Here is a 23017-nt window from a genome sequence, read left to right as displayed (position 1 = left end):
CACGCGTGAGCGCCGGTACCCCGCTGACCTTGCCACCGGAACTGCGTGCGCGCCTGCGCCTGCTGCGGTTGCGGCCGCGCCTGGCCAGCGGCGCCAGTGGCATCGGCCAGCACGCCAGCCGCAGCCGCGGTGCCGGCCTCGAATTCGCCCAGTACCGTGCCTACGAGCCCGGGGACGAACTGCGCCAGATCGACTGGAAGCTGTACGCCCGCTCGGATCGCTTCTTCGTGCGCGAGTCCGAACGCGAAAGCCCGATCACGGTCTGGCTGCTGCTGGACGCCACCGCTTCGGCCAACCAGGCGGATCGCGCGGTACCGCAGCGCACGCGCCTGGATCATATGCGCGGCGTGGCCGCGTGCGCGGTGGAGCTGGCCCTGCAGCAGGGCGACCGTTTCGGCCTGCTGGCGATCAATGGCGATGGACTGCAGCTGGTGCCCGCAGCGAACGGCGCACGCCAGCGTGATCGCGTGCATCTGCAACTGCATGCCCTGCAGGCACGCGGTGGCTGGCCTGCGGCCGATCGCCTGCGTCCCCTGTGGGAACGCGTGCGCCCGGGCGACCTGCTGCTGGCGATCGGCGACGGCTTCGACGAAGCCGGCATTGTGCTGCTGGAACAGCTGGCCAGCGCGCGCCGCGAGGTGGCACTGCTGCAGATCCTCACCGCCGACGAGCGCGACTTCCCGTTCGACGCCGGCCACCGCTTCCGCGATCCGGAGACCGGCGAGGAACTGTTGGGCGACGGCGCGGCGATCCGCGCCGACTACCTGCAGCGCTTCGCTGACGCACGCAGCGCGTTGCATGCGCGCCTGCGGTCCAGTGGCATCGCCAGTGCCACCGGCTGGCTCGACCAACCGTTGGACCAGGCACTGCAGGCGCTGTTCGGCCGTGGGGGCGGTGCATGACCCTGCTGTTCCCGCTCGGCCTGGCCGCGCTCGCCGCATGGCTGCTGCCGCTGCTGATCCATCTGGCCCGGCGCCATCCGTACACGCCGCTGGATTTCGCCGCGCTGCGCTGGCTGCACGCACAGATCCGGCCGCGCCAGCGCATCCGCTTCGATGACTGGCCGTTGCTGCTGGTGCGCCTGCTGTTGCTGGCCGCACTGGCCCTGCTGCTGGCACGACCTGCGTTGACCGGCCCCTCTCCCGCCTCCGATGCGTGGACGGTGGTGGCCCCTGGGCTGGACGCTGCTGCACTGCGTGGTACCGCTGCGGACCGCAACTGGCACTGGCTGGCACCTGGCTTCCCCGCCATCGAACAGGCGCCTCCTGCAGCCAGCGCCTCCCTGCCCAGCCTGTTGCGCGAACTGGACGCACAGCTTCCCGCGGGCACCACGTTGGTCGTGCACGTTCCCGATCCCCTGCCCGGCCTGGATGGTGCCCGCCTGCAGCTTTCGCGCGACGTGCAGTGGCACACGCAGCCGATACCGGTCACCCCGCCGCAGACTGCAGCAACTCCGCCCCGGTTACGCGTGCACGGCGAAGCATCCGCGACTACCCAGCGCTGGTTGAACGCGCTGCAGCGCGCGTGGGGCGTGCAGGCACCGCTCGCTCCGCTGCCGGCAGATGCCCTGCCCGAACGCGGCGAGATCGGCGTGTGGAGCCGCAGCGATGCACTGCCGGCGACCTGGCAGGCGTGGCTGCGTGACGGCGGTCGTGTCATGACTGCCGGCAAGCCTGCTGCCAGTGCCAGCATCCTGCTGCGCGATGCCGAGGGCACACCGCTGCTGTGGCAGCAACGCATCGGCCACGGCTATCTGCTGTCGCTGCCGGGCGACTGGAATGCCGCCAGCAACGCCGCGCTGCGCGATCCGCGCATGCCGCGTGCCCTGCTGCTGACGCTGCAGCCGCCCACGGCTCCGCGCCTGGGCGATGCACGTGACCAGGCACCGCAGCGGGCCACATTGCCTGCTGCAACACCACCGCTGCGTGAGCCGACGCCTTGGCTGTTGCTGGCCATCGTGCTGCTGTTCGCGCTGGAACGCTGGATGGCCAGCAGCGCCCGCCGCAGGGTGGGCGCATGAATACCTTGCAGCACGCCTGGCAACGTGCGCGCCGCCGCCGTGCGCTCATCACCCTGCTGCTGGGCCTGCCATGGGCGCTGGCTGCGGCGGTGCTGGCCCTGCGTCTGGCAGGTTTCGATATCGCCTGCGTCGTCGGTACGATCAGCCTGCTCGCGTGTGCGGGCTTCGCCACTGCGCATGCCCGCCAACTGGACCGGCAGTGGCTGCAACGCCACCTTGATGGCAGCGGTGCCAGCGAGGACAGCGCCGATCTGCTGTTCGCCGATGCCGCCACGCTCAATCCGCTGCAGCAGCGCCAGCGTGCGCATGTGCTGGCCACGCTGGAACGCGCGATGCCGGAGCTGCGTCCGCGCTGGCCACGTGGTGCATTGGCGCTGTGTTGGATCGCAGGGCTGGCCATTGTTGTGCTGGCACTGGGCTGGCCACGTTCGAACCCCGGTTCCGCGCCTACCCGCACGTCGGCGCCCGGCAGCACTGCTGCCGCAGGCCCGCTGCGCCTGCAGTCCACCCGCCTGCGCATCGACGCGCCGGCCTATACCGGCCAGGCCACGCTTACCCAGAATGCGCTGGACGCCAAGGTCGCCGCCGACAGCCGGCTGTCCTGGTCGCTGCGTTTCGACCGCGCACCGGACAAGGCATGGCTGCAGTTCCACGACGGTCGTCGGTTGCCACTGAGCGAACACGAAGGACAGTGGCAGGCACAGGACATTGCACGCACGCCGGTGCTGTACCGCGTGGTGAGCGAACCGGCACTGGCAGAGACCCGTCTGCATCGGCTGGATGTGGTGGCCGACCGTGCACCCAGCGTGCGCGTACTGGAGCCCACGGCCAGCCTGGTGCTGGGCACGCCGGCGCAACGACAGTGGGCACTGCGCTTCGAGGCCAGCGACGATTACGGTGTCGCGGCGCAGGCCACGCTGTCGATCACCACCACCCAGGGCAGCGGCGAGAACATCACCTTCGTGAAGCGCAGCGTCACGCTTGCCGGCAGCGGCGAAGCCACCGAGCGGCGTTTCGCCCACACCCTTGATCTGGCTGCGCTGGGCGCGCAGCCCGGCAACGATGTGATCGCCCAGCTGGAGGTGCGCGACAATCATGCACCCACGCCGCAGACCGGGCGCAGCAGCAGCGTGATCCTGCGCCTGCCCAGCGCCGAAGTCGCGCTCGGTGCAGAGCTCGAGGGCCGCATCAAGAAGACCCTGCCTGCGTACTTCCGCAGCCAGCGGCAGATCATCATCGATGCCGAAGCGTTGATCCGGCAGCGACGCAGCCTGGCCGCCGAGGACTTCGTGAAGCGCAGCGATGCGATCGGTGTCGACCAGCGCATCCTGCGCCTGCGCTACGGCCAGTTCCTGGGCGAGGAAAGCGAAGGTGCGCCGAAGCCACCGCCGACCAGTGACCTGCCCACCAGCGATACGCCGGCCGCAGACGACCACGACCATGACGACGAGCACGATCACGACCATGGCGCCGATGCAGGCGCGCACGACGCGCATGGCCACGACCACGGCGGCAAGCCGGCCAATGCCGATACGCCACCGGTGTTCGGCAGCGCCACCGATGTGCTGTCGGAGTACGGCCACACCCATGACCACGCCGAGGCGGCCACCCTGCTCGATCCGCAGACCCGTGCCACGCTGAAGGCCGCGCTGGACCAGATGTGGTCGGCCGAAGGCGAGCTGCGCCAGGGCCGTCCGGAGCAGGCATTGCCTTTTGCCTACAAGGCGCTGGGCTTGATCAAGCAGGTGCAGCAGGCCGAGCGCATCTACCTGGCCCGGGTCGGGCCGGAGCTGCCACCGATCGATGAAGGCCGTCGCCTCGGCGGTGATCGCGCTGGACTGGCCAGTCGCGAACTGCCGCTGGCCGCGCGCACCCCGCCCGATCCGGCCATCGTTGAATCCTGGCAGCGCCTGGGTGATGACAACGGCGCACCGGATCTCGATGCGCTTGCGGCCTGGCAGCAGCGCAATGCAGCCTACCTGCCTGATGCATTGGATCTGGCTGCGGCCATCGAGCAGCTGCGCATCGAGCCCGACTGCAGCGACTGTCGCCAGCGCCTGCGCGCGCAGCTGTGGCGGGCGCTGCAGCGTCCGCTGCCGCAGGCGATGCGGCGCAGTGCTGCCGATGCAATGGGCCAGCGCTACCTCGATGCGCTGGAGGGGCAGCCATGAACGCCTCCAGCCTGAACCTGTGGATTGCGCTGGCACTCGCTCTGGCGGTGGTCATCGCCAGCGTGCGCCAGCTGCGTGGACGCACCGCGCACCCTGGCCGCCGGTGGAGCGTGATCGCACTGCAGATCATCGTCGCCACGCTGCTGTACTTCTGCCTGGTGCCGCCCACCCACCAGCAACCCGCAGGCGGGCTGGTCGTGCTTGGCGTCGATGCGGGCAAGGCCGGCGCGCTCCCGGCCAGCGAAGGCCCGCTGTTGCTGTTGCCGGAAGCTGCCGATGTGCCCGGCGCACAGCGCGTTCCCGACCTGGCCACCGCGCTGCGCCAGCATCCGGCCGCCACGCTGACGCTGGTCGGTGCGGGCCTGGCCGCACGTGACCGCGACGCGGTGCTGCCGCCGGATGTACGTTGGCAGGCCGCACCGGAGCCGCGCGGCTGGATCGCGCTGCAACCACCGGCCGATGTCGCACCCGGTGCCCGCTTCGATGTGCAGGCTCAGGCGCGTGGCGCGGCCAAGGCGAAGGCCGAACTGCTCGACCCGGCCGACAGCGTAGTCGATCGCACGGACGTTGCCGACGACGGCCGCGTGCAGCTGAGTGGCATCGCCCGCGCCGAAGGCCGCAGCGTGTTCCAGCTGCGCCTGCTCGATACCGACGGCCATGTGGTGGACAGCGTACCGGTGCCGCAGCAGACCCTGCCGGCCGCACCGCTGCGCCTGCTGGTGCGCGCCAGCGCGCCGGGGCCCGAACTGAAGTACCTGCGCCGCTGGGCGACCGATGCCGGCATCCGTGTGCAGGTGCAGGCGGATACCGGGGCCGGACTCAGCATTGGCGATGGCGCGGTGTCGATTGATGCAGCATCGCTCACGCGCAGCGAACTGCTGCTGCTGGACGAGCGCAGCCTCGCGGCATTGAGTGCAGGCCAGCTGGCCACCGTGCGCCAGGCACTTCGCGATGGACTGGGTGTGCTGGTACGCAGTGCGGGCGCGCCTTCGGCCGGTGCGCGCCAGCGCCTCCGCGATCTGGGCCTGCCCGTGCAGGGCGATGGCAGCAGCCACACCCTTGAACTTCCCAGCGATGGCGAAAGCGCGATCCTCGCCGCACGACGTGGCCCGCTTGCCGCCGGCACGTTGCCGACCGGCTACGGCGAAGAGGCCGACCGCAGCTCGCACAGTGCCGCGCTGCCTTCGCTGGAAGCACTGGCGTTGCAGGCGCCGGGCAGCAACGCACTGCTGCACGATCGGGGCGGCAAGGCCGTCGGCGGCTGGCGCGCGGTCGGCAACGGACGCATCGGGCTGCTGCCGCTGACCGACAGCTGGCGCTGGGTGCTGGCCGGCCGCGATGACCGCCACGGCGAACTGTGGAGCGACGTGGTTGCCACGCTGGCACGCGCGCAGGGCAGCGGTGATGCGCTGTGGTCACCACAAGTGATTGCCTGGGCCGGAGAACGGCAGTCGCTGTGCGGCGCGCAGGCGCCCCTGCAGGTCTTCAGCAAGCGTGGCGACGATGTACCCCTGATTGTCGATGGAGCGACGTCGGCGCTGCGCTGCGCCGGCTGGTGGCCGCGTGAAGCGGGCTGGCAGCGCCTGCAGCATGGCGACAGCGTTGTCTGGCGCTATGTGTTCGACCCAAAGGATGCATCTGCGCTGCATCGACAGGCGATGATCGATGCGACCACGCGGGCGTTGGCCTCCAGTACATCGGCGAATGCGTCGGTGATGCAACCCGTGGCAGGCTCACGCTGGCCGTGGTGGCTGGCGTTCGTGTTGTGCGCATCACTGCTGTGGTGGCTGGAGCGACGGCGCTGACCGCATCGATTGGATCGCGGGCAGCATCCACGCATGGCGTGGACCTACTGCCCGGTTGCCCTGGTAGATGCCAACCTTGGTTGGCGCCTTTCCGCGGGGTCAGCGCTTGCCCGCGCGTCGGTACACGCCGTTGAAGCGCACGTTCATGCCACCGCATTCGCTGTTGTCGGCCACGATCAGCACCGCACCCAGCGAATGCACGCGGACCTTGCAGGTGTCCTCGACGAACTCGACGTCGGCGCCACGCGGCGCCGCGCGCGCTTCCACCTGGCCCATATTGGGTCCATAGGGACGCTGCTCCGGCGTGGGGTTGGCGGAGGGCCAGTAGGCGTCCCCCTCCACATGCAGTTGCCCGCCCTGCACGCGGATCTTCAGGCCGTTGTCGCCATCCTTCCACTCCCCCGCCCAATCCTGCAGCGTTGGCACAGCCACCGGCAATGGCTGCAGCTTGCTGCGGTCGACCCAACCGGCACTGCCACCCACCTTGTTCGGGAAGAACGCGCAGCGGTAGCGGCCGAGATCACGCCCCGTCACCACGGTATCGCCGTTGACCACATAGCTGCGCTGTCGGCAGGCCGGTTCGCCCTTGGCCGGGCAGCCGTCCATGTCGCCAAGCAGGTACAGACGGGGTGCATCGACCACCCGCGCCAGTGCGAACTGGCTTTGTTCGGAGGGGAACGCACCATTGCGGCAGGCACCACCGCCGGCGATGCCGTCCGCGAAGGCGGACACCGGCAGCAATGTGGCCATCAGGCAGATCAAACGCAGGAACATGGCAGCACTATTGGTGGGGGAGCCGGCAGGATATACCGGGCTACTTCACCGGCGGTGCATCGCCGGCATCCTGCTCCTGGGAGAACCGCAGCGCGCGCTGCCGCTGTTCGGCACTGAGCTCCGGCGGCGGCCGCGCCACGGCGGCCTGGATCTGCGCCGGTCCGCCGGTGAGTTTGTTGACGCCCTTGGCGGCCGCCATGACCCCCTTGACCACGCCCATCATGATGTAGCCGCCGCCCATGCTGACCTGCTCCGGCGATGGCGGTTCGCTCCAGTCGCGGCTGAAGCGGTTGTCACCGAACTTCACCGGATTCTTGAAGCGATACAGGTCCAGCGGCTCGTCGTCGGGCTTGAGCGCACGCACTTCGCCGAGGGTGGTGACATTGTCCTGCGGCAGGGTGGTGGAAATCGGCGCGGTGGTTGCCGCCGGGGCATCAGCAGGGGGAACGGGTGCAGGATCGGGCACTGCCACCGGCGCGGCCTGCTGCGCCTGCGCGATGCCGGCCAGCAGCATGCCGGCCAGGAGTGCTTCCTGCGTTCCACGTCGTGCCACAGCCATCCACCCTGTTGGTTGCGTCCAGCGCCCAAGGATACGGATGCCGGCTTCAGATTTCGTTGCTGCAGCGGCAACTGTTCAGCCAAGGGAGATGCGGCGACGCCACGGGACGCGAGCACTGAACGGTTCACGCCCGCCGTGTACGGTGTCTCACATCCTGAGACGTGAGTGTGGTGCCATGTGACCCCTCGCAATCCGTCCCGGCTCCATCTTCCATGGCTTACGAACTCGCCAAGCGCACCGCCGATGCCGAGCAGAAGCTCGCCACCCGCGATGGCCTGCCCGCCCGCGACGGCGCCCTGCTCAGCGCGCGCCTGCAGCGCCGCTACCAGGACCGCATCACCGGCAGCTTTGCCATTCCCGGCCGCGAAGGCCGCTATGCGCCCATTCCCGGGTCGGTACCGCCGGCCCTGGCCGCCGCGCTGAAGGCGCGTGGCATCGAGCAGCTCTACAGCCACCAGGCCGAGGCCTGGGAGGCCAGCCAGCGCGGCGAGCACGTGGCCATCGTCACCCCCACCGCCAGCGGCAAGTCGCTGTGCTACACCCTGCCGGTGGTCAGCGCGGCGATGCAGGACAAGGCCAAGGCGCTGTACCTGTTCCCGACCAAGGCGCTGGCCCAGGACCAGGTGGCCGAGCTGCTGGAACTCAACCGTGCCGGTGACCTGGGCGTAAAGGCCTTCACCTTCGACGGCGACACCCCCGGCGATGCGCGCCAGGCGATCCGCCTGCACGGCGATATCGTGGTGTCCAACCCGGACATGCTGCACCAGGCGATCCTGCCGCATCACACCAAATGGGCGCAGTTCTTCGAGAACCTGCGCTACATCGTCATCGACGAAGTGCATACCTACCGCGGCGTGTTCGGCAGCCACGTCACCAACGTGCTGCGCCGGCTCAAGCGCATCTGCGCGTTCTACGGCGTGCAACCGCAGTTCATCCTGTGCTCGGCCACCATCGGCAACCCGCAGGCGCATGCCGAGGCGCTGATCGAGGCGCCGGTTACCGCCATCACCGAATCCGGTGCGCCCAGCGGGCCGAAGCAGGTGCTGCTGTGGAACCCTCCGGTGATCAATCCGGACCTGGGCCTGCGCGCCTCGGCACGCTCGCAGAGCAACCGCATCGCCCGCATCGCGATCAAGTCCGGGCTGAAGACCCTGGTGTTCGCGCAGACACGTTTGATGGTGGAAGTGCTGACCAAGTACCTGAAGGACATCTTCGACCACGACCCGCGCAAACCGCCGCGCATCCGCGCCTACCGCGGTGGCTACCTGCCCACCGAGCGGCGCGAGACCGAGCGCGCGATGCGTGCCGGCAACATCGACGGCATCGTCAGCACGTCGGCACTGGAACTGGGCGTGGATATCGGCAGCCTGGACGTGGTCATCCTCAACGGCTACCCCGGCAGCGTGGCCGCCACCTGGCAGCGCTTCGGCCGCGCCGGCCGCCGCCAGCAACCCGCACTGGGAGTGATGGTGGCCAGCTCGCAGCCGCTGGACCAGTATGTGGTTCGCCACCCGGACTTCTTCGCCGAGGCCTCGCCCGAGCACGCGCGCATCGCGCCGGACCAGCCGCTGATCCTGTTCGACCATATCCGCTGCGCGGCCTTCGAGCTGCCGTTCCGGGTCGGCGATGGCTTCGGCCCGATCGATCCGGAAGTGTTCCTGGAAGCGCTGGCCGAAAGCGAAGTGATCCACCGCGAGGGCGAACGCTGGGAATGGATCGCCGACAGCTATCCGGCCAACGCGGTCAGCCTGCGCGCGGTGGCCGACGGCAACTTCGTGGTGGTCGACCGCAGCGATGGCCGCCAGCAGATCATCGCCGAGGTCGACTATTCGGCCGCCGCGCTCACCCTGTACGAAGGCGCCATCCACATGGTGCAGTCCACGCCGTACCAGGTGGAGACGCTGGACTGGGACGGCCGCAAGGCCTACGTCACCCGCACCCATGTGGATTACTACACCGACAGCATCGACTTCACCAAGCTCAAGGTGCTGGACCGTTTCGATGGCGGCGTGGCCGGCCGGGGTGATTCACACCATGGCGAAGTGCACGTGGTACGCCGCGTGGCGGGCTACAAGAAGATCCGCTACTACACCCACGAGAACATCGGCTACGGGCCGGTGAACCTGCCCGACCAGGAACTGCACACCACTGCGGTGTGGTGGCAGCTGCCGCAGGCGCTGCTGCTGCGCGCGTTCGCCAGCAAGCAGGATGCGCTGGACGGCTTCCTCGGTGCGGCGTATGCGCTGCACATCGTCGCCACCGTGGCGGTGATGGCCGATGCGCGCGACCTGCAGAAGTCGGTGGGTAACGGCGATGGTTCCTGGTTCGCGATCGCCGACCAGAGCGGCCGTGGCCAGCTGCGTGGCAGCGAGGGTGATCCCGGTGTGGTGGAGCTGCTGCAGGAATTCGTGCCCACCGTGTACCTGTACGACAACTTCCCCGGTGGCGTCGGTCTCAGCGAGCCGTTGTGGCAGCGCCAGGCCGAACTCGTGCAGCGCGCGCGCGAACTGGTGCAGCGCTGCGACTGCAAGGCCGGCTGCCCGGCCTGCGTGGGCCCGGTGCTGGCCGCACAGGAGGAAGATGAGACCTCGCCGCGCGCGCTGGCGCTGCGCGTGCTGGACCTGTTCGATGCAGAGGCCTGCCAGCACGTGCGCGACGTGGTGGTGACCACGCGCGAGCCGATGGAGCTGATGGCACCGTGAGCCTGAGCCTGGACAAGCTGCGCCTGCTGCGCAGGCAGGCCGGCGACCCGAAGGCAAGCACACCGGCCGCGCCGGACGTGCCCCCTGCGCCACTGCCACCCGTGGCCGCCAACGATGCGCGGCAACCTTCGGCCGAGCGTTCGGTGTTCGCCTGGGTCGAACAGGAAATCCGCCACAAGCCGACCGGCGCTGCAGCCCCCGCACCGGCATCCGCACCGCTGCGGCGGCCGGAAGTGGGCAGCCTGCATCGCCTGCTCGGCCTGCGTTCGCGCGGTGGAGCCGCGCCGGCACGCGCCAGTGCACAGGATCGCCAGCTGCCCGGCGAGGAGATCGCGCCAGGCCTGTTCCTGATCGAGTCGCTGCAGCCGCAACCGATCCCGACCGCCCCGCTGTCATTGGCCTTCGCCAAGCGCGAAGGCCAGCACGTGGCCGCGCGCGACCTGCTGTTCTTCGATACCGAAACCACCGGCCTGGCCGGCGGTACCGGCACCCGCGCCTTCATGATCGGCGCCGCCGACTGGCATGTGTGCCCGCAGCGCGGCGAAGGCCTGCGCATCCGCCAACTGCTGATGTCGACGATGGCCGCCGAGGACGCGATGCTCGCCACCTTCGCCAGCTGGCTGCAGCCGTCCACCGTGTTCTGCAGCTACAACGGCCGCAGCTACGATGCGCCCCTGCTGAAGGCGCGCTATCGGCTGGCCCGCCAGCGTTGCCCGATCACCGCACTGGATCACGTCGACCTGCTCTATCCGACCCGCCGCCGCTATCGCGGCACGTGGGAGAACTGCAAGCTGTCCACCATCGAACGCCAGCTGCTGCGCGTGGTGCGCGAGGACGACCTGCCGGGCTCGGAGGCTCCGGGCGCATGGCTGCGCTTCCTGCGTGGCGGCGACGCCGTGAATCTGCGCCGGGTCGCTGACCACAACCACCAGGACGTAGTGACCCTGGCCCTGCTGCTGCAACGGCTGGTACGCGAGGAGCAACGCGAGCGCGAGACGCTGGCACTGGTCGGGCCGTAGGCGTTGACGCGGCCTGACGGCGGCAGCGGTGACACTGCCGCCACCATCCATGCCTGGAGCCCGACGATGCGCCTCAATCCCCTGGCCCTGCTCGCCATCCTGCCCTTGGCCGCCTGCAGTCATGCCGGCAGCAGCACCACCCATGATCCCGCACCGGCGCCCGTGGCCGAGACCGTGCACGAATGCAGGCCGGAAGCGCTGGACGCCTTCACCGGCAAGACTGCCGACGAAGCCACGATCAAGAAGCTGGTGGCCGACAGCGGCGCGCGCGGTGCTCGGGTGGTCAAGCCGGGCATGGCAGTGACCATGGACTTCCGCCAGGACCGCGTGACCGTGCAGGTGGACGCGCAGAACCGGATCGAGCGCGCCAGCTGCGGTTGATCGACCCAAGGTAGTGCCGGCTACTGGCCGGCACTACCGATCAGAGTTGCTCGGCCTTGCCGCTGGCCAGCGCGCGCGCGATCACCTGCTGTGCCTGCTGCGATGCCTGCGCATGCACGCGTGCCTGGCGCTCGCCCAGCGCGGCCTGCTTGCTGCCCAGTGCCGCCTGGCGGCTGGCCAGTTCAGACTGCTGGCTGGCCAGACGCTGCATGTCACGGGTGCGGCCGGACTGCGCGGCCTCGCTGCGGGCTTCCTGCATCGCACGACGTGCCTCGGCGACGGCCTCGCGGGCGGCCTCACGCGCAACGGCCACGTCGCTGGTTGCACCGCGCGCAGCCTTCGCCGCTTCCGCAGCCGCCTCACGGTTGATGTCGTGGGCGGCCATCGCGCTGCGCGCTACCTCGGCGGCGGCCAGTGCGATGCGGCGTGACTCCTCGCCCTGCAGACGCCCCATCTCACCCATCTGCTTGCCGAGTTCGCCCTGCTGGCGACCCAACGCGCTCTGCTGGCGGCCCAGTTCGCTCTGCTGGCGCCCCAGGTCTGCGGCGCCGCTGTAGGCACGCTGCAGGGATTGGATCAGCATCGGGTCGCGCACCACATAGCGCTTGTCGCCCTGGCGGAACCACAGCGCCGGGCCCTTGCCGAGCTGCCTGCGGGCCACCGTAACGTCGTCGATGCCACCGTTGGCGAAGGTCGAATCACCATCGACCAGCACGTAGGCCTCCCGGGGCGACTTGCCCAGATCGAGGCGACCGTAGGTGGTGATGGACGTGGTGGTGGACGTCGTGCCGTCATGGTCCTCATCCCTGCCAGCGGCATCGTCGACGTAGGCCACGTCGGCATCGTCAGGACCGGACGGTTCTTCCACATCGGCCGGTTCGGCGGGCGGCGCCGGCGCCACCGGCACGGTCGGCACATGCGCGGACGACGGGGGTGCAGGCGGAGCCTTCGGCGGCGCGGGCACCACGGCGGTCGGTGCCGCAGGAGGCGCGGGCGGCGCCGGCGGCACTGGCGCTGCGACCAGCCGCATCGGTGCCACGCCCACCACCACCACGATGGCCGTCAGGGCCACCGCCAACAGGCGCGGGCAGGACCGGCGCGACTGCAGCGAGAGCAGGCGACGCTTGAGGCTGGTGGTGCTCGGTGCGGCACTGGCCACACCCAGGTGCGGCTGCGGGGCCACGCCCAGCTGCAGCAGCAGGCGGCCATAGGCCTGGCGGCTCGCGCCATGCTGGCCGACCACCGCCGCATCCACCGCTTCCTCCCGGGCCTGGGCGTATTCGCGCACCGACAGGCGCAGCAGCGGATGGAAGAAGAACAGGTGCTGCGCCAGTGCGGGCAGCAGGCCCCACTGCAGGTCGCGACGCTGCAGGTGCTGCAGTTCGTGGGTCAGTGCCAGGTCCAGCGCATCGCCCTGCAGGGCGTTGTCGCCGGCCGGCAGCAGCAGCACCGGGCGGAACGGCCCGACCAGCTGCGGCGAGTCCACCTGCGTGCTCATCCACAGCCGCGGTGCAGGGCGCACGCCGTGTGCGTCGGAGGCCAGCTGCAGGGCCTGCACCAGCGCCTCGTCCTCGCAGGGATAGGCGGCGGCCAGCAGCGCCCGGCAGCGACGCCACTCACCGAAAGTGCGCAGGGCCATCAGCAGCACGCCCGATGCCCATAGCGCAGCCAGCGCGACGGCCCACCACGCCACTGCCGGCACGTCCGGTGCAGTCATCGGCATTGTCGCCAGCAGCTGCGCCGAGGCTTCCGGCGCCAGTGGGTAGACCAGATCAGCGGCAACGTCAGTGGCGGTCATCGCCACTGCCTGCGGTGCCGGCAGCCAGGCCAACTGCAACGGCTGGCTCCAGAACAGGCCGAGCACGGCCTGCAGCGAGACCAGCCACCACAGGCGGCAGCGGGTAGCCGCCGACAGTGTCGGCAGCGCGCGGCACAGCACGTAGACCAGCGCCACCAGCAGCACGGTCTGCAGGCTGGTCCAGCCCAACCGTTCCAGCATCGGGATCAGCATCGTGGTGTCCATGGCTCAGCCCTCGTGGCGACGCGATTGGAGTTGGGCGACCAGCGCTTCCAGCTCGGCCAGCTCGTTGTCGCTGACCTGCTGGCGCTGCGACAGGTAGGCCACGAACGGCGACACCGAGCCCTGGAGGGTGTTGTCGATGAACTGGGCCACGGCCCCCTGCAGCACGCTTTCCGGGCCACGGGTGGCCTGGTAGCGGTAGACGCCGTCCTGCTGCTGGCGCTGAAGATACCCCTTGGCCCGCAGCCGCTCCATCATCGTCAGCACGGTGGAGCGGGCCAGGCCACGGGCCTCGCCGTAGCCACTGGCGACCTCACCGACCGTGGCCGGCGCATGTTCATCGATGTACTGCAGCAGGGCCAGTTCCTGGTCCCCGATGGTCTTGCCACGCATGACACCACTCCCTTGACTACACGTGTCGTCACTGTCAGCTTGACGACAACTGTAGTCAACCCCCCGGAAGTCATGGGCCGACGAACGGTAGGGGCGCCGAGCGCTTAAACCTTTGGCGCACCGGCTGCATCCGATCCGGACGCCCTGCAGGAATTCCGCATGTTCCGCCCAACGCTTCGAGTCGTACTCATGCTCATCAGTGCCCTGCCCTTCACCGCCATCTCTGCCAGCCAGGACCAGGCCAACGACCAGACCCGCCGCCTGATCCGCCAGATCATGCTGGAGCAGCGCATCCCCGGGTTGCAGGTCGCGGTGGTCAAGCAAGGGCAGATCGTGCTGTCCGAAGCCTATGGCCTGGCCAATGTCGAGAATGGTGTGCTTGCCTCGCGCGACACCCGCTTCCCGCTCAACTCGGCCACCAAGGCATTCACCGGCGTGGCCGCCGCGCAGTTGGCGCAGGAGGGGCGATTGGATCTGGACGCGCCGGCCTCGCGCTACCTGGATGATCTTCCACCAGCGTGGAGAGACGTACGCGTACACCAGCTGCTGGCGCATACCTCCGGCCTTCCGGACATCCTTGATGCGAACGGGCTGTTGGGCGCTGGCTCAGAAGCGCAGGCGTGGGCGGCCGTCACTGCGCAGCCGGTCGAAGCCGAGCCCGGGCAGCGCTTCGCCTACAACCAGACCAACTACGTACTGCTGGCACGAATCATCGCGAAGCAATCCGGCATGCCCTACGAACGTTTCCTCGCCACCGGCCAGTTCAGCAGCGCGCGCATGGCCCGCACCACCTTCGGCGACAGCTACGACCTGATTCCGGATGCGGCGACGATGTACAGCCTGGCCCCACGTGCCACCGACGCTGCGGATGCACCGTCCCGCCTGTCGCACTGGTTCTACGACATACCGCCTTCGCTGTGGGCAGGTGGCGGCATCCTCACCACCGCCGACGACACCGCGCGCTGGCTGGTCGCGCTGACCGAAGGCCGCCTGCTACCGGAGACGGCCCTGCGGCGGATGTGGAGCGCGGAGCGCCTGGTCGATGGCCGTGCCGGCCCGTGGGCGGGTGGCTGGCCGGTGCTGCGCGCATCGCCCGACCTTCAGGTGGCCGGTATCGGCGGTGCGCGCTCGGCGTTCGTGGTCTATCCCGAGCGCGGCGTGGCGGTGGTGGTGCTGACCAATCTTGTCGGTGCCAATCCGCAGCAGTTCATTCCGCGCATTGCCGATCTCTATGCGCCTGCGGTGACCGTGCCCTGAGGCTGCCGGCCAGCGGCCGGCACTACCGTCGGCTCAGCCCCGCGGCCCACCCATCACCGGCAGGATCACCCCGCTGATGTAACTGGCACACGCCGGCGAGGCCAGGAATACATACGCGGGCGAGAGCTCTTCCGGCTGCGCGGGCCGGCCCATGTCACTGTCCTTGCCGAACTCAGCGACGTCCTCCGCCTTCTTGTCGGCCGGGTTCAGCGGCGTCCACACCGGTCCCGGCGCCACGCAGTTGACCCGGATGCCACGTGGCAGCAGCTGGCTGGCGAGCGACTTGGTGAACGCATGGATTGCGCCCTTGGTGGCCGAGTAGTCGATCAGCGCCTTGCTGCCGAAGATTCCCGTTTCCGAACCGGTGTTGATGATGCTGGCGCCCTCGCCCAGATGCGGCAGCACCGCACGCGCCATCTGGATGTAACCGCCGATGTTGGTCTGAAGGGTCTCCTGAAGGTGCGCGTCCTCCAGGTCCTCCAGGCGCTCGCAATGCAGCTGGAACGCGGCGTTGTTGACCAGGATGTCGATGCCGCCGAACGCCTTGGCCACTTGCTTCACCGCCCTGTTGCAGAAGCGCGGATCGCGCACGTCACCGGCGATCACCACGCAGCGGCCGCCTTCGCGCTCCACGTGCTGGCGGGTGATATCGGCATCCTCTGCTTCGTCCAGGTGGAGTACCGCCACATCGGCGCCTTCGCGCGCAAACAGCACCGCTACCGCGCGACCGATGCCGGAATCACCACCGGTGACGATCGCGCGCATGCCCTGCAGCTTGCCGCTGCCGACGTAGTCCGGTGCCAGGAAGCGCGGTGCCAGTTCCAGTGCGTGCTCATGGCCCGGCTTGGCCAGCTGCTGCGCCGGCATCGCCTCCGGCTGTCGGCGCGTGCCGGCCTGGGTTGCGGTTTTCTTCGTTGTCTTCGTTGCTTTTTTTGCCGCGCGCACGTCCTTGGCCTTCTCCTGGTCCTGCAGGCGCCGCTGCCGCGCTGCCACACGGGCCGCGCGCGGATCGGAAGCGGCAGCCTTGCGGGTGGCGGTCTTCACCACGCGCGGGCGCTGGGATGCGGTGGTCTCGGTGGCGGCTGGCGCGGCCTGGGTGCCTTTGCGCACCTTCGGCGATGCCTTGCGGCGGGTGGGGGTCTTCTTGGTGGTGGCCATGCAGGTCTCCTCGGGAGGGTTGGGGTTGCCGGCCAGCGGCCGGCACTACCGGGGGCGGCATCCGCCGCACCTGCAGTCTCTCCGCCCGGGCTGTCGGGGGCAGTGAGCACTCCGTGCCCACCGCGTGCACGGCATTCATTCCGCCACCACGTGCGCCGTCGCACCCTGCAGGCAACCACACGAGGAATGCCTCCATGAAACATGCGATCGCCGCCGCCGCTCTCAGCGTTGCCCTCGCCGCCTGCAGCAGCACGCCGGTGGCCCAGGTACAGCCGATCGACGGTGTGATTTCCGGCCAGTGCCACAGCGACATGGTGCGCGGCGCACTTGGCCTGGCCGCCTCGGATGCCACCGTCACACGCGCCCGGGTGGACAGCGACAGCCTGCATGTAAGGGTGCTGCGCCATGACGGTCCGCGGGTGCCACCGGCCAGCGAAGGCGGTGACCGCCTGACCATCGAAAAGGGACGCACCAACAACATCACCGCGATCTACTGCGGATAACCGCCATCGAGCAAGCCCGACGCTGCAGGGTGCCGCCGGGCAGGGCAGGCGCGCCCGACGTCATCTCAGGCGCTGCGCTTGGCCAGCCGCCGCGCCCGGCGCAGTACCTTCAGCGTGGCCTGTTCCCACTGGCGCGGCCCACGCAGGCCGGCCAGTTTCGCCAGTTCGCCGCGCTCCCAGCCGGCGAACACGCAGGGGTCGATATAGGCCTTGCGGCATACCGCAGGCGTATTGCCCAACTGGGTCGCCACCTTGCACACCACCTCGCGCTGTACCTTGGCCATCGCGCGCTGGCTGGCCGGTTCGGGCAGCTCAGTGGCGGCGAACGCCTGCACTGCGGCCAGGGTGCCGCCCCAGGTGCGGAAATCCTTGGCGGTGAAATCCTCGCCCATCACCTCGCGCAGGTAATCGTTGACCGCACCGGAGTCGACCGGTTGGACGACACCGTCGTCGTCGCGGTACTGGAACAACGCCTGGCCCGGCAACTGCTGCACACCGCGCACCAGCGTGCCCAGCCGGCGGTCACCTACCGTCACTTCATGCAGCTGCCCGGATTTGCCGCGGAAGCGCATCCGTACGCGCCCGCCGCGCAGCAGATCCAGATGCCGGTTGCGCAGCGTGGTCAGGCCAAAGGATTTGTTTTCCTTGGCATAGGTTTCGTTGCCTACCCGCACCAGGGTGTCGGCCAGCAGCGCGACCACGACCGCCAGCACCTTCTCACGGGGGAAGCCACTGCGCTTGAGATCGCGGCTGAGCCGGCGCCGCAGCGCAGGCAGTGCTTCGCCGAAGGCGATCACCCGGTCGAACTTGCCGGCGTCGCGCACTGCGGCCCAGTCGGGGTGGTAGCGGTACTGCTTGCGCCCGCGTGCATCGCGGCCGGTGGCCTGCAAATGGCCGTTGGCGTGGGCGCAGATCCACACCGCGGTATACGCCGGCGGAATCGCCAGGGCGCGGATGCGCTGCAGCGTTGCCGCCTCGCGCACGGCATGTCCCTCGGCATCGCGGTAGGCAAACCCCTTGCCCGCGCGGCGACGGCTGAAGCCGGGTTGGGTGTCATCGACATAGCGCAGGCCGGCGGCGCGCGCGGCCTGTTGTTCCGGGGTGGAGGGCGTTGGCATGCGCTGAGTGTCGCGGGTGCGGCGCGGTGATCCTGTCGATAACGCAAGACAAACACGTGAGGGCCGGTTCGCCGCTATGCTCGGGTCTTCACAACCCCTTCCGGAGTCATGATGTCGTTCCCGATTCGCGCCCGTTCGCTCTCCGCCCTGTTGCTGCCGGCCGTGCTGGCCCTGACCGCCTGCCAGGCACCGGCGCTGGATGAACAGGATTCGGCCACCGCCCACGCCCAGCAGGCCGCCGAAGCAGCCAAGGCGCCGGCCGACGACGCCGGCAAGGCCACCGAGGCACCGCCGGTCGGCACCTGCGACGCCAGCCAGGTGCAGAGCCTGGTCGGCCAGGCCTACACCGACGCCGTGGGCAAGCAGGCGCAGGAAGATGCGGGCGCCAGCCAGCTGCGCGTGCTCAAGCCCAACGACGTGGCCACGATGGAGTTCCTCGGCGACCGCCTGAACATCGAAGTGGACGACAAGGGCGCCGTCAGCGGCGTGCGCTGCGGCTGAGTCCCGCCCCGCGCCGGCACTGGGTTGCCGGCGCGTTCCGTTGCACCTGCAACCGTGTATTGCGGCGTTGCAGCAACCTGTGATCTAGTCGAGGCATCCGGTGGCCTCACGATGCGCTCCAGGGAATGAGCGGGGACGAGTGTCGCCGCCAACCCTATACGCATCGAGGTAGAGATGGCCCCCCGCAACCGCCAAGGGCTTTACGACCCGCGCTCCGAGCGCGATGCCTGTGGATTTGGCATGGTCGCCCAGCTCGACGATCAACCATCGCGCCTGTTGGTTGATACCGCCATCGCCGCGCTTTCGCGCATGACCCACCGTGGCGGTGTCGCCGCCGATGGCCTGACCGGCGATGGCTGCGGCCTGCTGCTGCGCCGCCCCGATGCGTTCCTGAAACTGCTGGCGAGTGAGGCCGGCATTGCCGTCGCCGCACGCTTCGCCGCCGGCCTGGTGTTCCTGCCCCACGACGCCGACGCGGCGCAGGCCTGCCGCGCCCAGCTGCAGGCGCAGGTGGAAGCGGTGGGCTGCAAGGTTGCCGGCTGGCGCGAGGTACCGACCGACGACAGCGTCTGCGGCCAACTGGCGCGCGACACGCTGCCGCGCATCGAACAGGTGTTCGTCGATGCCGGCGTTGGCCAGGATGATGCCGGCTTCGCGCTGGCGTTGTTCCTGGCACGCCGCCGCAGCGAGCAGGAGCTGCGCGATCACGCCGACTTCTACGTCACCACGCTCACCCCGGATGCGATCAGCTACAAGGGCATGGTGCTGCCGGACAAGCTGAGCCGCTTCTTCCCGGACCTGCAGCGCCGCGAACTGGCCTCCAGCGCCATCGTGTTCCACCAGCGCTTCTCCACCAACACGTTGCCGCGCTGGCCGCTGGCCCACCCGTTCCGCATGCTCGCCCACAACGGCGAGATCAACACCATCGAAGGCAACCGGCGCTGGGCGCAAGCACGCAGCAAGGTGTGGAAGACGCCGCGCTTTGATATCGGCGAGTTTGACCCGGTTATTTCCATGCACGGTTCGGACTCGCAGAGCCTGGACAACATGCTGGAGCTGATGGTCGCCGGTGGCATGGAGCTGATCCAGGCGCTGCGCATCCTGGTGCCGCCCGCCACCCAGTCGCTGGAGTTCAAGGATCCGGACCTGGCCGCGTTCTACGAGTTCCACGGCCTGAACAGCGAGCCGTGGGACGGCCCGGCCGGCATCGTTGCCTGCGACAGCCGCTACGCCGTCTGCACCCTCGACCGCAACGGCCTGCGCCCGGCGCGCTGGATGCTGACCGCCGACCGTCATTTCCTGGTCGCCTCCGAAGCGGGCGTGTGGGAAGTGCCGACCGAGCGCGTGGTGCGCAAGGGCAAGCTCGGCCCCGGCGAGATGATCGCCATCGACCTCAAGCGCGGCGACCTGCTCGACTCCGAAGCCATCGACCGCATCAACCGTGGTCGCGCGCCGTACAAGCAGTGGCTGCAGCAGGGCGTGACCTACCTGCAGACCGAACTGATCGACCCGTCGCTGGTGGAAGAACCCTTTGACGAAGGCACCCTGCGCAGCTACCACAAGCTCTACCAGCTCAGCAGCGAGGAAGTGGAGCAGGTGCTGCGGCCGCTGGCCGAGACCGAGCAGGAAGCCACCGGCTCGATGGGCGATGACACGCCGATGGCGGTGCTGAGCCAGCGCAGCCGCCCGCTGTACGACTATTTCCGCCAGGCGTTCGCGCAGGTCACCAACCCGCCGATCGACCCGCTGCGCGAAGACTGCGCGATGTCGCTGTCCACCCAGCTTGGCAAGGAGACCAACATCTTCCATGCCGGCCCGGAGACGGTGAACCACGTCATCCTCAATTCGCCGGTGCTGAGCCAGCGCAAGCTGCGCCAGCTGCTGAAGATGGACCAGTACGTGCAGGCCAACCGCCTGCTCGACCTGTCCTACAGCGAAGACGAGGGCCTGCGCGCCGGCATCGAACGCATCTGCAGCGAAGCCGAACAGGCCGCGCGCGACGGCATGGTGATGCTGCTGCTGTCCGACCGCTACCCGGTGGCCGGGCGGCCGATGGTGCATGCGCTGCTGGCCACCAGCGCCATCCACCATCACCTCTCGCGGCTGGGCCTGCGCTGCGACGTGAATCTCATCGTCGAGACCGGCACAGCGCGCGACCCGCACCACATGGCCTGCCTGCTCGGCTTCGGCGCCACGGCGGTGTATCCGTACCTGGCCTACCAGACCCTGTTCGACCTGGGCCGACGCGGCATTCTCAAGCTCAGCAAGGGCGGTGAGCAGTCGCAGATCGGCCGCCGCTACCGCAAGGGCGTCTACAAGGGCCTGTCGAAGATCATCTCGAAGATGGGCATCTGTACCGTGGCCAGCTACCGCGGCGCGCAGCTGTTCGAGATCATCGGCCTGGAACCGGAGGTCGTGGATCTGTGCTTCCCGGATACCGCCTCGCGCATCGGTGGTGCCGGTTTCGCGCGCCTGGATGCCGACGCACGCGATCTGTGCGCGCAGGCCTGGGATGCGCAGCAGGACGTGGATGTCGGCGGCCTGCTGAAGTACGTGCACGGCGGCGAGTACCACATGTACAACCCGGATGTGGTCACCACCCTGCAGCGCGCGGCGCGCAGCGGCGATCCGCGTGCCTGGCAGCAGTACTGCGATGCGGTGCATGCACGGCCGCCGTCGGCGCTGCGCGACCTGCTGGAACTGGTGCCGGCGGCCACGCCGGTACCGCTGGACGAGGTGGCTCCAGCCAGTACCCTGTTCCCGCGCTTCGATACTGCGGCGATCAGCCTGGGCGCACTGTCGCCGGAAGCACATGAAGCATTGGCCATTGCCATGAACCGCCTCGGCGGCCGCAGCAATTCCGGCGAAGGCGGTGAGGATCCCGCCCGCTATGGCACCACAAAGCGCAGCAAGATCAAGCAGGTGGCTTCCGGCCGTTTCGGCGTCACCGCTGAATATCTGGTCAATGCCGAGGTGCTGCAGATCAAGGTCGCGCAGGGCGCCAAGCCCGGCGAGGGCGGCCAGCTGCCCGGCCACAAGGTCAACGAATTGATCGCGCGGCTGCGCTACGCGCGCCCGGGCATCGGCCTGATCTCGCCGCCGCCGCACCACGACATCTATTCGATCGAAGACCTGGCGCAGCTGATCTACGACCTGAAGCAGGTCAACCCGACCGCGCTGGTGTCGGTGAAGCTGGTCAGCCATGCCGGCGTCGGCACGATTGCCGCCGGCGTGGTCAAGGCCGGCGCGGACCTGATCACCATTTCCGGCCACGACGGCGGCACCGGTGCCTCGCCGGTCAGCTCGATCCGCTATGCCGGCGTACCGTGGGAACTGGGCGTGGCCGAAGCGCACCAGGCGCTGCTGGCCAACGACCTGCGCGGGCGCACCCTGCTGCAGACCGATGGTGGCCTGAAGACCGGCCTGGACGTGGTCAAGGCCGCGCTGCTGGGTGCGGACAGCTTCGGCTTCGGCACCGCGCCGATGATCGTGCTGGGCTGCAAGTACCTGCGCATCTGCCACCTCAACAACTGCGCCACTGGCGTGGCCACCCAGGACGAACGCCTGCGCGAGAACCACTTCACCGGCCAGCCGGAGCGCGTGGAGAACTTCTTCCACCTGCTGGCCGAGGAAGTGCGCGGCTGGCTGTCCTACCTGGGGGCGCGTTCGCTGGACGAGATCGTCGGCCGTACCGACCTGCTGCGGCAGGTCGAAACGGCGCCGCGCGAGGGCGTGCGCGTGGACCTGTCGCGCCTGCTGGCCGACAGCCGCTACGAAGGCAGCCACTGCGCCGCGCAGCGCCTGTACGAATCGCCGGACAGCCTGGCCACGCAGATGGACGGCCTGCTGTCCTCCGCCATCGAACACAAGCGCGGCGGCGAGCATCGCTTCCTGATCCACAACACCGACCGCAGCATCGGCACCCGCCTGGCCGGCGCGGTGGCCCGCACGCACGGCAATCAGGGCATGGCCGAGGCACCGCTGGAACTGCGCTTCCGCGGCAGTGCCGGGCAGAGCTTCGGCGCGTTCAACGTGGGTGGCCTGCACCTGGAAGTGGAGGGTGAAGCCAACGACTACGTCGGCAAGGGCATGGCCGGCGGCCGCCTGGTGGTGCGCCCGCCGCGCGGCGCGCGCTTCGAGGCCCGCAGCACCGCCATCATCGGCAACACCTGCCTGTACGGCGCCACCGGGGGCGAGCTGTTTGCCGCCGGCCGCGCGGGCGAACGCTTCGCGGTGCGCAATTCCGGCGCGCTGGCGGTGGTGGAAGGCGCCGGTGACCACTGCTGCGAATACATGACTGATGGCGTGGTGCTGGTGCTGGGCAAGGTCGGCCTGAACTTCGGTGCCGGCTTCACCGGCGGCCTGGCCTACGTGCTGGACGTGGACCGCGATTTCGTCGACCGCTACAACCACGAGCTGATCGACATCCATCGCGTCTCCGCCGAGGGCTTCGAGAACTACCGCCAGCATCTGCACCGCCTGATCGGTCGTCATCGCGAGCTGACCGGCAGCATCTGGGCGCAGCAGATCCTGGACGAGTTCCGCGATTACATCGGCAAGTTCTGGCTGGTCAAACCGAAGGCCGCCAGCATCGAGTCGCTGACCGAAACCCTCCGCCGCGCCGCGTAACGGTAGT

17 protein-coding genes are annotated in these 23017 nt (G+C 69.2%); 11 read left to right on the top strand and 6 right to left on the bottom strand.

Going from position 1 to position 23017, the window contains the following annotated elements; all coding sequences use genetic code 11:
- The first annotated feature begins 5 nt into the window (after positions 1-5).
- The 4 genes from N5J73_RS15155 to N5J73_RS15140 are packed head-to-tail and all read left to right on the top strand — an operon-like array spanning position 6 to position 5996.
- Positions 6-902: a DUF58 domain-containing protein gene (locus N5J73_RS15155; protein ID WP_049448315.1), complete on the top strand. Its 897-nt coding sequence runs from the start codon at positions 6-8 to the stop codon at positions 900-902.
- The gene (locus N5J73_RS15150) at positions 899-2020 is read left to right on the top strand and encodes a BatA domain-containing protein (RefSeq protein ID WP_049448314.1); all 1122 of its coding nucleotides are present in this window, start codon (positions 899-901) and stop codon (positions 2018-2020) included. Before N5J73_RS15155 ends, N5J73_RS15150 begins: the two co-directional genes overlap by 4 nt.
- Complete coding sequence (locus N5J73_RS15145; protein WP_049448312.1) at positions 2017-4191, top strand: hypothetical protein; 2175 nt, start codon at positions 2017-2019, stop codon at positions 4189-4191. The genes N5J73_RS15150 and N5J73_RS15145 overlap by 4 nt, the downstream gene beginning before the upstream one ends.
- Positions 4188-5996, top strand: a complete 1809-nt coding sequence (locus N5J73_RS15140) for a hypothetical protein (RefSeq protein WP_279941160.1) — start codon at positions 4188-4190, stop codon at positions 5994-5996. The genes N5J73_RS15145 and N5J73_RS15140 overlap by 4 nt, the downstream gene beginning before the upstream one ends.
- Before the next feature lie 99 nt (positions 5997-6095).
- On the opposite strand, the gene N5J73_RS15135 is transcribed toward N5J73_RS15140, so the two are convergent.
- Both N5J73_RS15135 and N5J73_RS15130 read right to left on the bottom strand, forming a co-directional pair.
- Positions 6096-6770, bottom strand: a complete 675-nt coding sequence (locus N5J73_RS15135) for a hypothetical protein (protein ID WP_049448309.1) — start codon at positions 6768-6770, stop codon at positions 6096-6098.
- A gap of 40 nt (positions 6771-6810) precedes the next feature.
- Positions 6811-7329 carry a hypothetical protein gene (locus N5J73_RS15130; RefSeq protein ID WP_049448306.1) on the bottom strand — a complete coding sequence of 173 codons (519 nt, stop codon included), beginning with the start codon at positions 7327-7329 and terminating at the stop codon, positions 6811-6813.
- 212 nt (positions 7330-7541) lie between these two features.
- On the opposite strand from N5J73_RS15130, the gene N5J73_RS15125 reads away from it, so the two are divergent.
- From N5J73_RS15125 to N5J73_RS15115, 3 genes are all read left to right on the top strand, one after another.
- Positions 7542-10031 carry a DEAD/DEAH box helicase gene (locus N5J73_RS15125; protein ID WP_049448304.1) on the top strand — a complete coding sequence of 830 codons (2490 nt, stop codon included), beginning with the start codon at positions 7542-7544 and terminating at the stop codon, positions 10029-10031.
- Entirely contained in the window at positions 10028-11050 is a 1023-nt protein-coding gene (locus N5J73_RS15120) for a ribonuclease H-like domain-containing protein (protein ID WP_049448302.1), read from the top strand. Before N5J73_RS15125 ends, N5J73_RS15120 begins: the two co-directional genes overlap by 4 nt.
- A gap of 66 nt (positions 11051-11116) precedes the next feature.
- Positions 11117-11431, top strand: a complete 315-nt coding sequence (locus N5J73_RS15115; protein ID WP_049448300.1) for an I78 family peptidase inhibitor — start codon at positions 11117-11119, stop codon at positions 11429-11431.
- A gap of 40 nt (positions 11432-11471) precedes the next feature.
- On the opposite strand, the gene N5J73_RS15110 is transcribed toward N5J73_RS15115, so the two are convergent.
- Positions 11472-13454 (bottom strand): M56 family metallopeptidase, encoded by a 1983-nt coding sequence (locus N5J73_RS15110; protein ID WP_049448298.1) that lies wholly within the window; start codon positions 13452-13454, stop codon positions 11472-11474.
- A 3-nt stretch (positions 13455-13457) separates the two neighbouring features.
- Entirely contained in the window at positions 13458-13844 is a 387-nt protein-coding gene (locus N5J73_RS15105; protein ID WP_049448297.1) for a BlaI/MecI/CopY family transcriptional regulator, read from the bottom strand.
- Positions 13845-14033: 189 nt separating this feature from the next.
- Here N5J73_RS15105 and N5J73_RS15100 point away from each other — a divergent pair, with 189 nt between their 5' ends.
- The gene (locus N5J73_RS15100) at positions 14034-15101 is read left to right on the top strand and encodes a serine hydrolase domain-containing protein (protein WP_049448295.1); all 1068 of its coding nucleotides are present in this window, start codon (positions 14034-14036) and stop codon (positions 15099-15101) included.
- A gap of 33 nt (positions 15102-15134) precedes the next feature.
- On the opposite strand, the gene N5J73_RS15095 is transcribed toward N5J73_RS15100, so the two are convergent.
- On the bottom strand, positions 15135-16259 hold the full coding sequence (locus N5J73_RS15095) for an SDR family oxidoreductase (RefSeq protein ID WP_049448294.1): 1125 nt from the start codon (positions 16257-16259) through the stop codon (positions 15135-15137).
- 194 nt (positions 16260-16453) lie between these two features.
- Here N5J73_RS15095 and N5J73_RS15090 point away from each other — a divergent pair, with 194 nt between their 5' ends.
- Positions 16454-16762, top strand: a complete 309-nt coding sequence (locus tag N5J73_RS15090) for a hypothetical protein (protein ID WP_049448292.1) — start codon at positions 16454-16456, stop codon at positions 16760-16762.
- A 65-nt stretch (positions 16763-16827) separates the two neighbouring features.
- Here the strand turns inward: N5J73_RS15090 and N5J73_RS15085 are convergent, their stop codons facing one another.
- Positions 16828-17880, bottom strand: a complete 1053-nt coding sequence (locus N5J73_RS15085) for a DNA topoisomerase IB (RefSeq protein ID WP_049448291.1) — start codon at positions 17878-17880, stop codon at positions 16828-16830.
- Positions 17881-17991: 111 nt separating this feature from the next.
- Here N5J73_RS15085 and N5J73_RS15080 point away from each other — a divergent pair, with 111 nt between their 5' ends.
- Both N5J73_RS15080 and gltB read left to right on the top strand, forming a co-directional pair.
- A complete protein-coding gene (locus N5J73_RS15080) occupies positions 17992-18381 on the top strand; it encodes an I78 family peptidase inhibitor (RefSeq protein WP_049448289.1) in 390 nt (129 codons plus the stop codon).
- Positions 18382-18555: 174 nt separating this feature from the next.
- Positions 18556-23010: a glutamate synthase large subunit gene (gene gltB, locus N5J73_RS15075; RefSeq protein WP_049448287.1), complete on the top strand. Its 4455-nt coding sequence runs from the start codon at positions 18556-18558 to the stop codon at positions 23008-23010.
- Positions 23011-23017: the final 7 nt, after the last annotated feature.

Origin of the sequence: Stenotrophomonas sp. GD03654, from assembly GCF_029845105.1 — a bacterium.
GTDB classification, from domain to species: Bacteria; Pseudomonadota; Gammaproteobacteria; order Xanthomonadales; family Xanthomonadaceae; genus Stenotrophomonas; species Stenotrophomonas africana.
Note: the sequence above shows the minus strand (reverse complement) of the source record. Positions and strands in the feature narration are given on the sequence as shown.

What these genes read in the sequence shown, in the direction of transcription:
- N5J73_RS15140 (WP_279941160.1), top strand. Translation starts at nt 4,188, where the DNA reads ATGAACGCCTCCAGCCTGAACCTGTGGATTGCGCTGGCACTCGCTCTG.
- N5J73_RS15100 (WP_049448295.1), top strand. Translation starts at nt 14,034, where the DNA reads ATGCTCATCAGTGCCCTGCCCTTCACCGCCATCTCTGCCAGCCAGGAC.
- N5J73_RS15130 (WP_049448306.1), bottom strand. Translation starts at nt 7,329, where the DNA reads ATGGCTGTGGCACGACGTGGAACGCAGGAAGCACTCCTGGCCGGCATG.
- N5J73_RS15095 (WP_049448294.1), bottom strand. Translation starts at nt 16,259, where the DNA reads ATGGCCACCACCAAGAAGACCCCCACCCGCCGCAAGGCATCGCCGAAG.
- N5J73_RS15115 (WP_049448300.1), top strand. Translation starts at nt 11,117, where the DNA reads ATGCGCCTCAATCCCCTGGCCCTGCTCGCCATCCTGCCCTTGGCCGCC.
- N5J73_RS15105 (WP_049448297.1), bottom strand. Translation starts at nt 13,844, where the DNA reads ATGCGTGGCAAGACCATCGGGGACCAGGAACTGGCCCTGCTGCAGTAC.
- N5J73_RS15145 (WP_049448312.1), top strand. Translation starts at nt 2,017, where the DNA reads ATGAATACCTTGCAGCACGCCTGGCAACGTGCGCGCCGCCGCCGTGCG.
- N5J73_RS15125 (WP_049448304.1), top strand. Translation starts at nt 7,542, where the DNA reads ATGGCTTACGAACTCGCCAAGCGCACCGCCGATGCCGAGCAGAAGCTC.
- N5J73_RS15080 (WP_049448289.1), top strand. Translation starts at nt 17,992, where the DNA reads ATGTCGTTCCCGATTCGCGCCCGTTCGCTCTCCGCCCTGTTGCTGCCG.
- N5J73_RS15085 (WP_049448291.1), bottom strand. Translation starts at nt 17,880, where the DNA reads ATGCCAACGCCCTCCACCCCGGAACAACAGGCCGCGCGCGCCGCCGGC.
- N5J73_RS15110 (WP_049448298.1), bottom strand. Translation starts at nt 13,454, where the DNA reads ATGGACACCACGATGCTGATCCCGATGCTGGAACGGTTGGGCTGGACC.
- N5J73_RS15150 (WP_049448314.1), top strand. Translation starts at nt 899, where the DNA reads ATGACCCTGCTGTTCCCGCTCGGCCTGGCCGCGCTCGCCGCATGGCTG.
- gltB (WP_049448287.1), top strand. Translation starts at nt 18,556, where the DNA reads ATGGCCCCCCGCAACCGCCAAGGGCTTTACGACCCGCGCTCCGAGCGC.
- N5J73_RS15135 (WP_049448309.1), bottom strand. Translation starts at nt 6,770, where the DNA reads ATGTTCCTGCGTTTGATCTGCCTGATGGCCACATTGCTGCCGGTGTCC.
- N5J73_RS15090 (WP_049448292.1), top strand. Translation starts at nt 16,454, where the DNA reads ATGAAACATGCGATCGCCGCCGCCGCTCTCAGCGTTGCCCTCGCCGCC.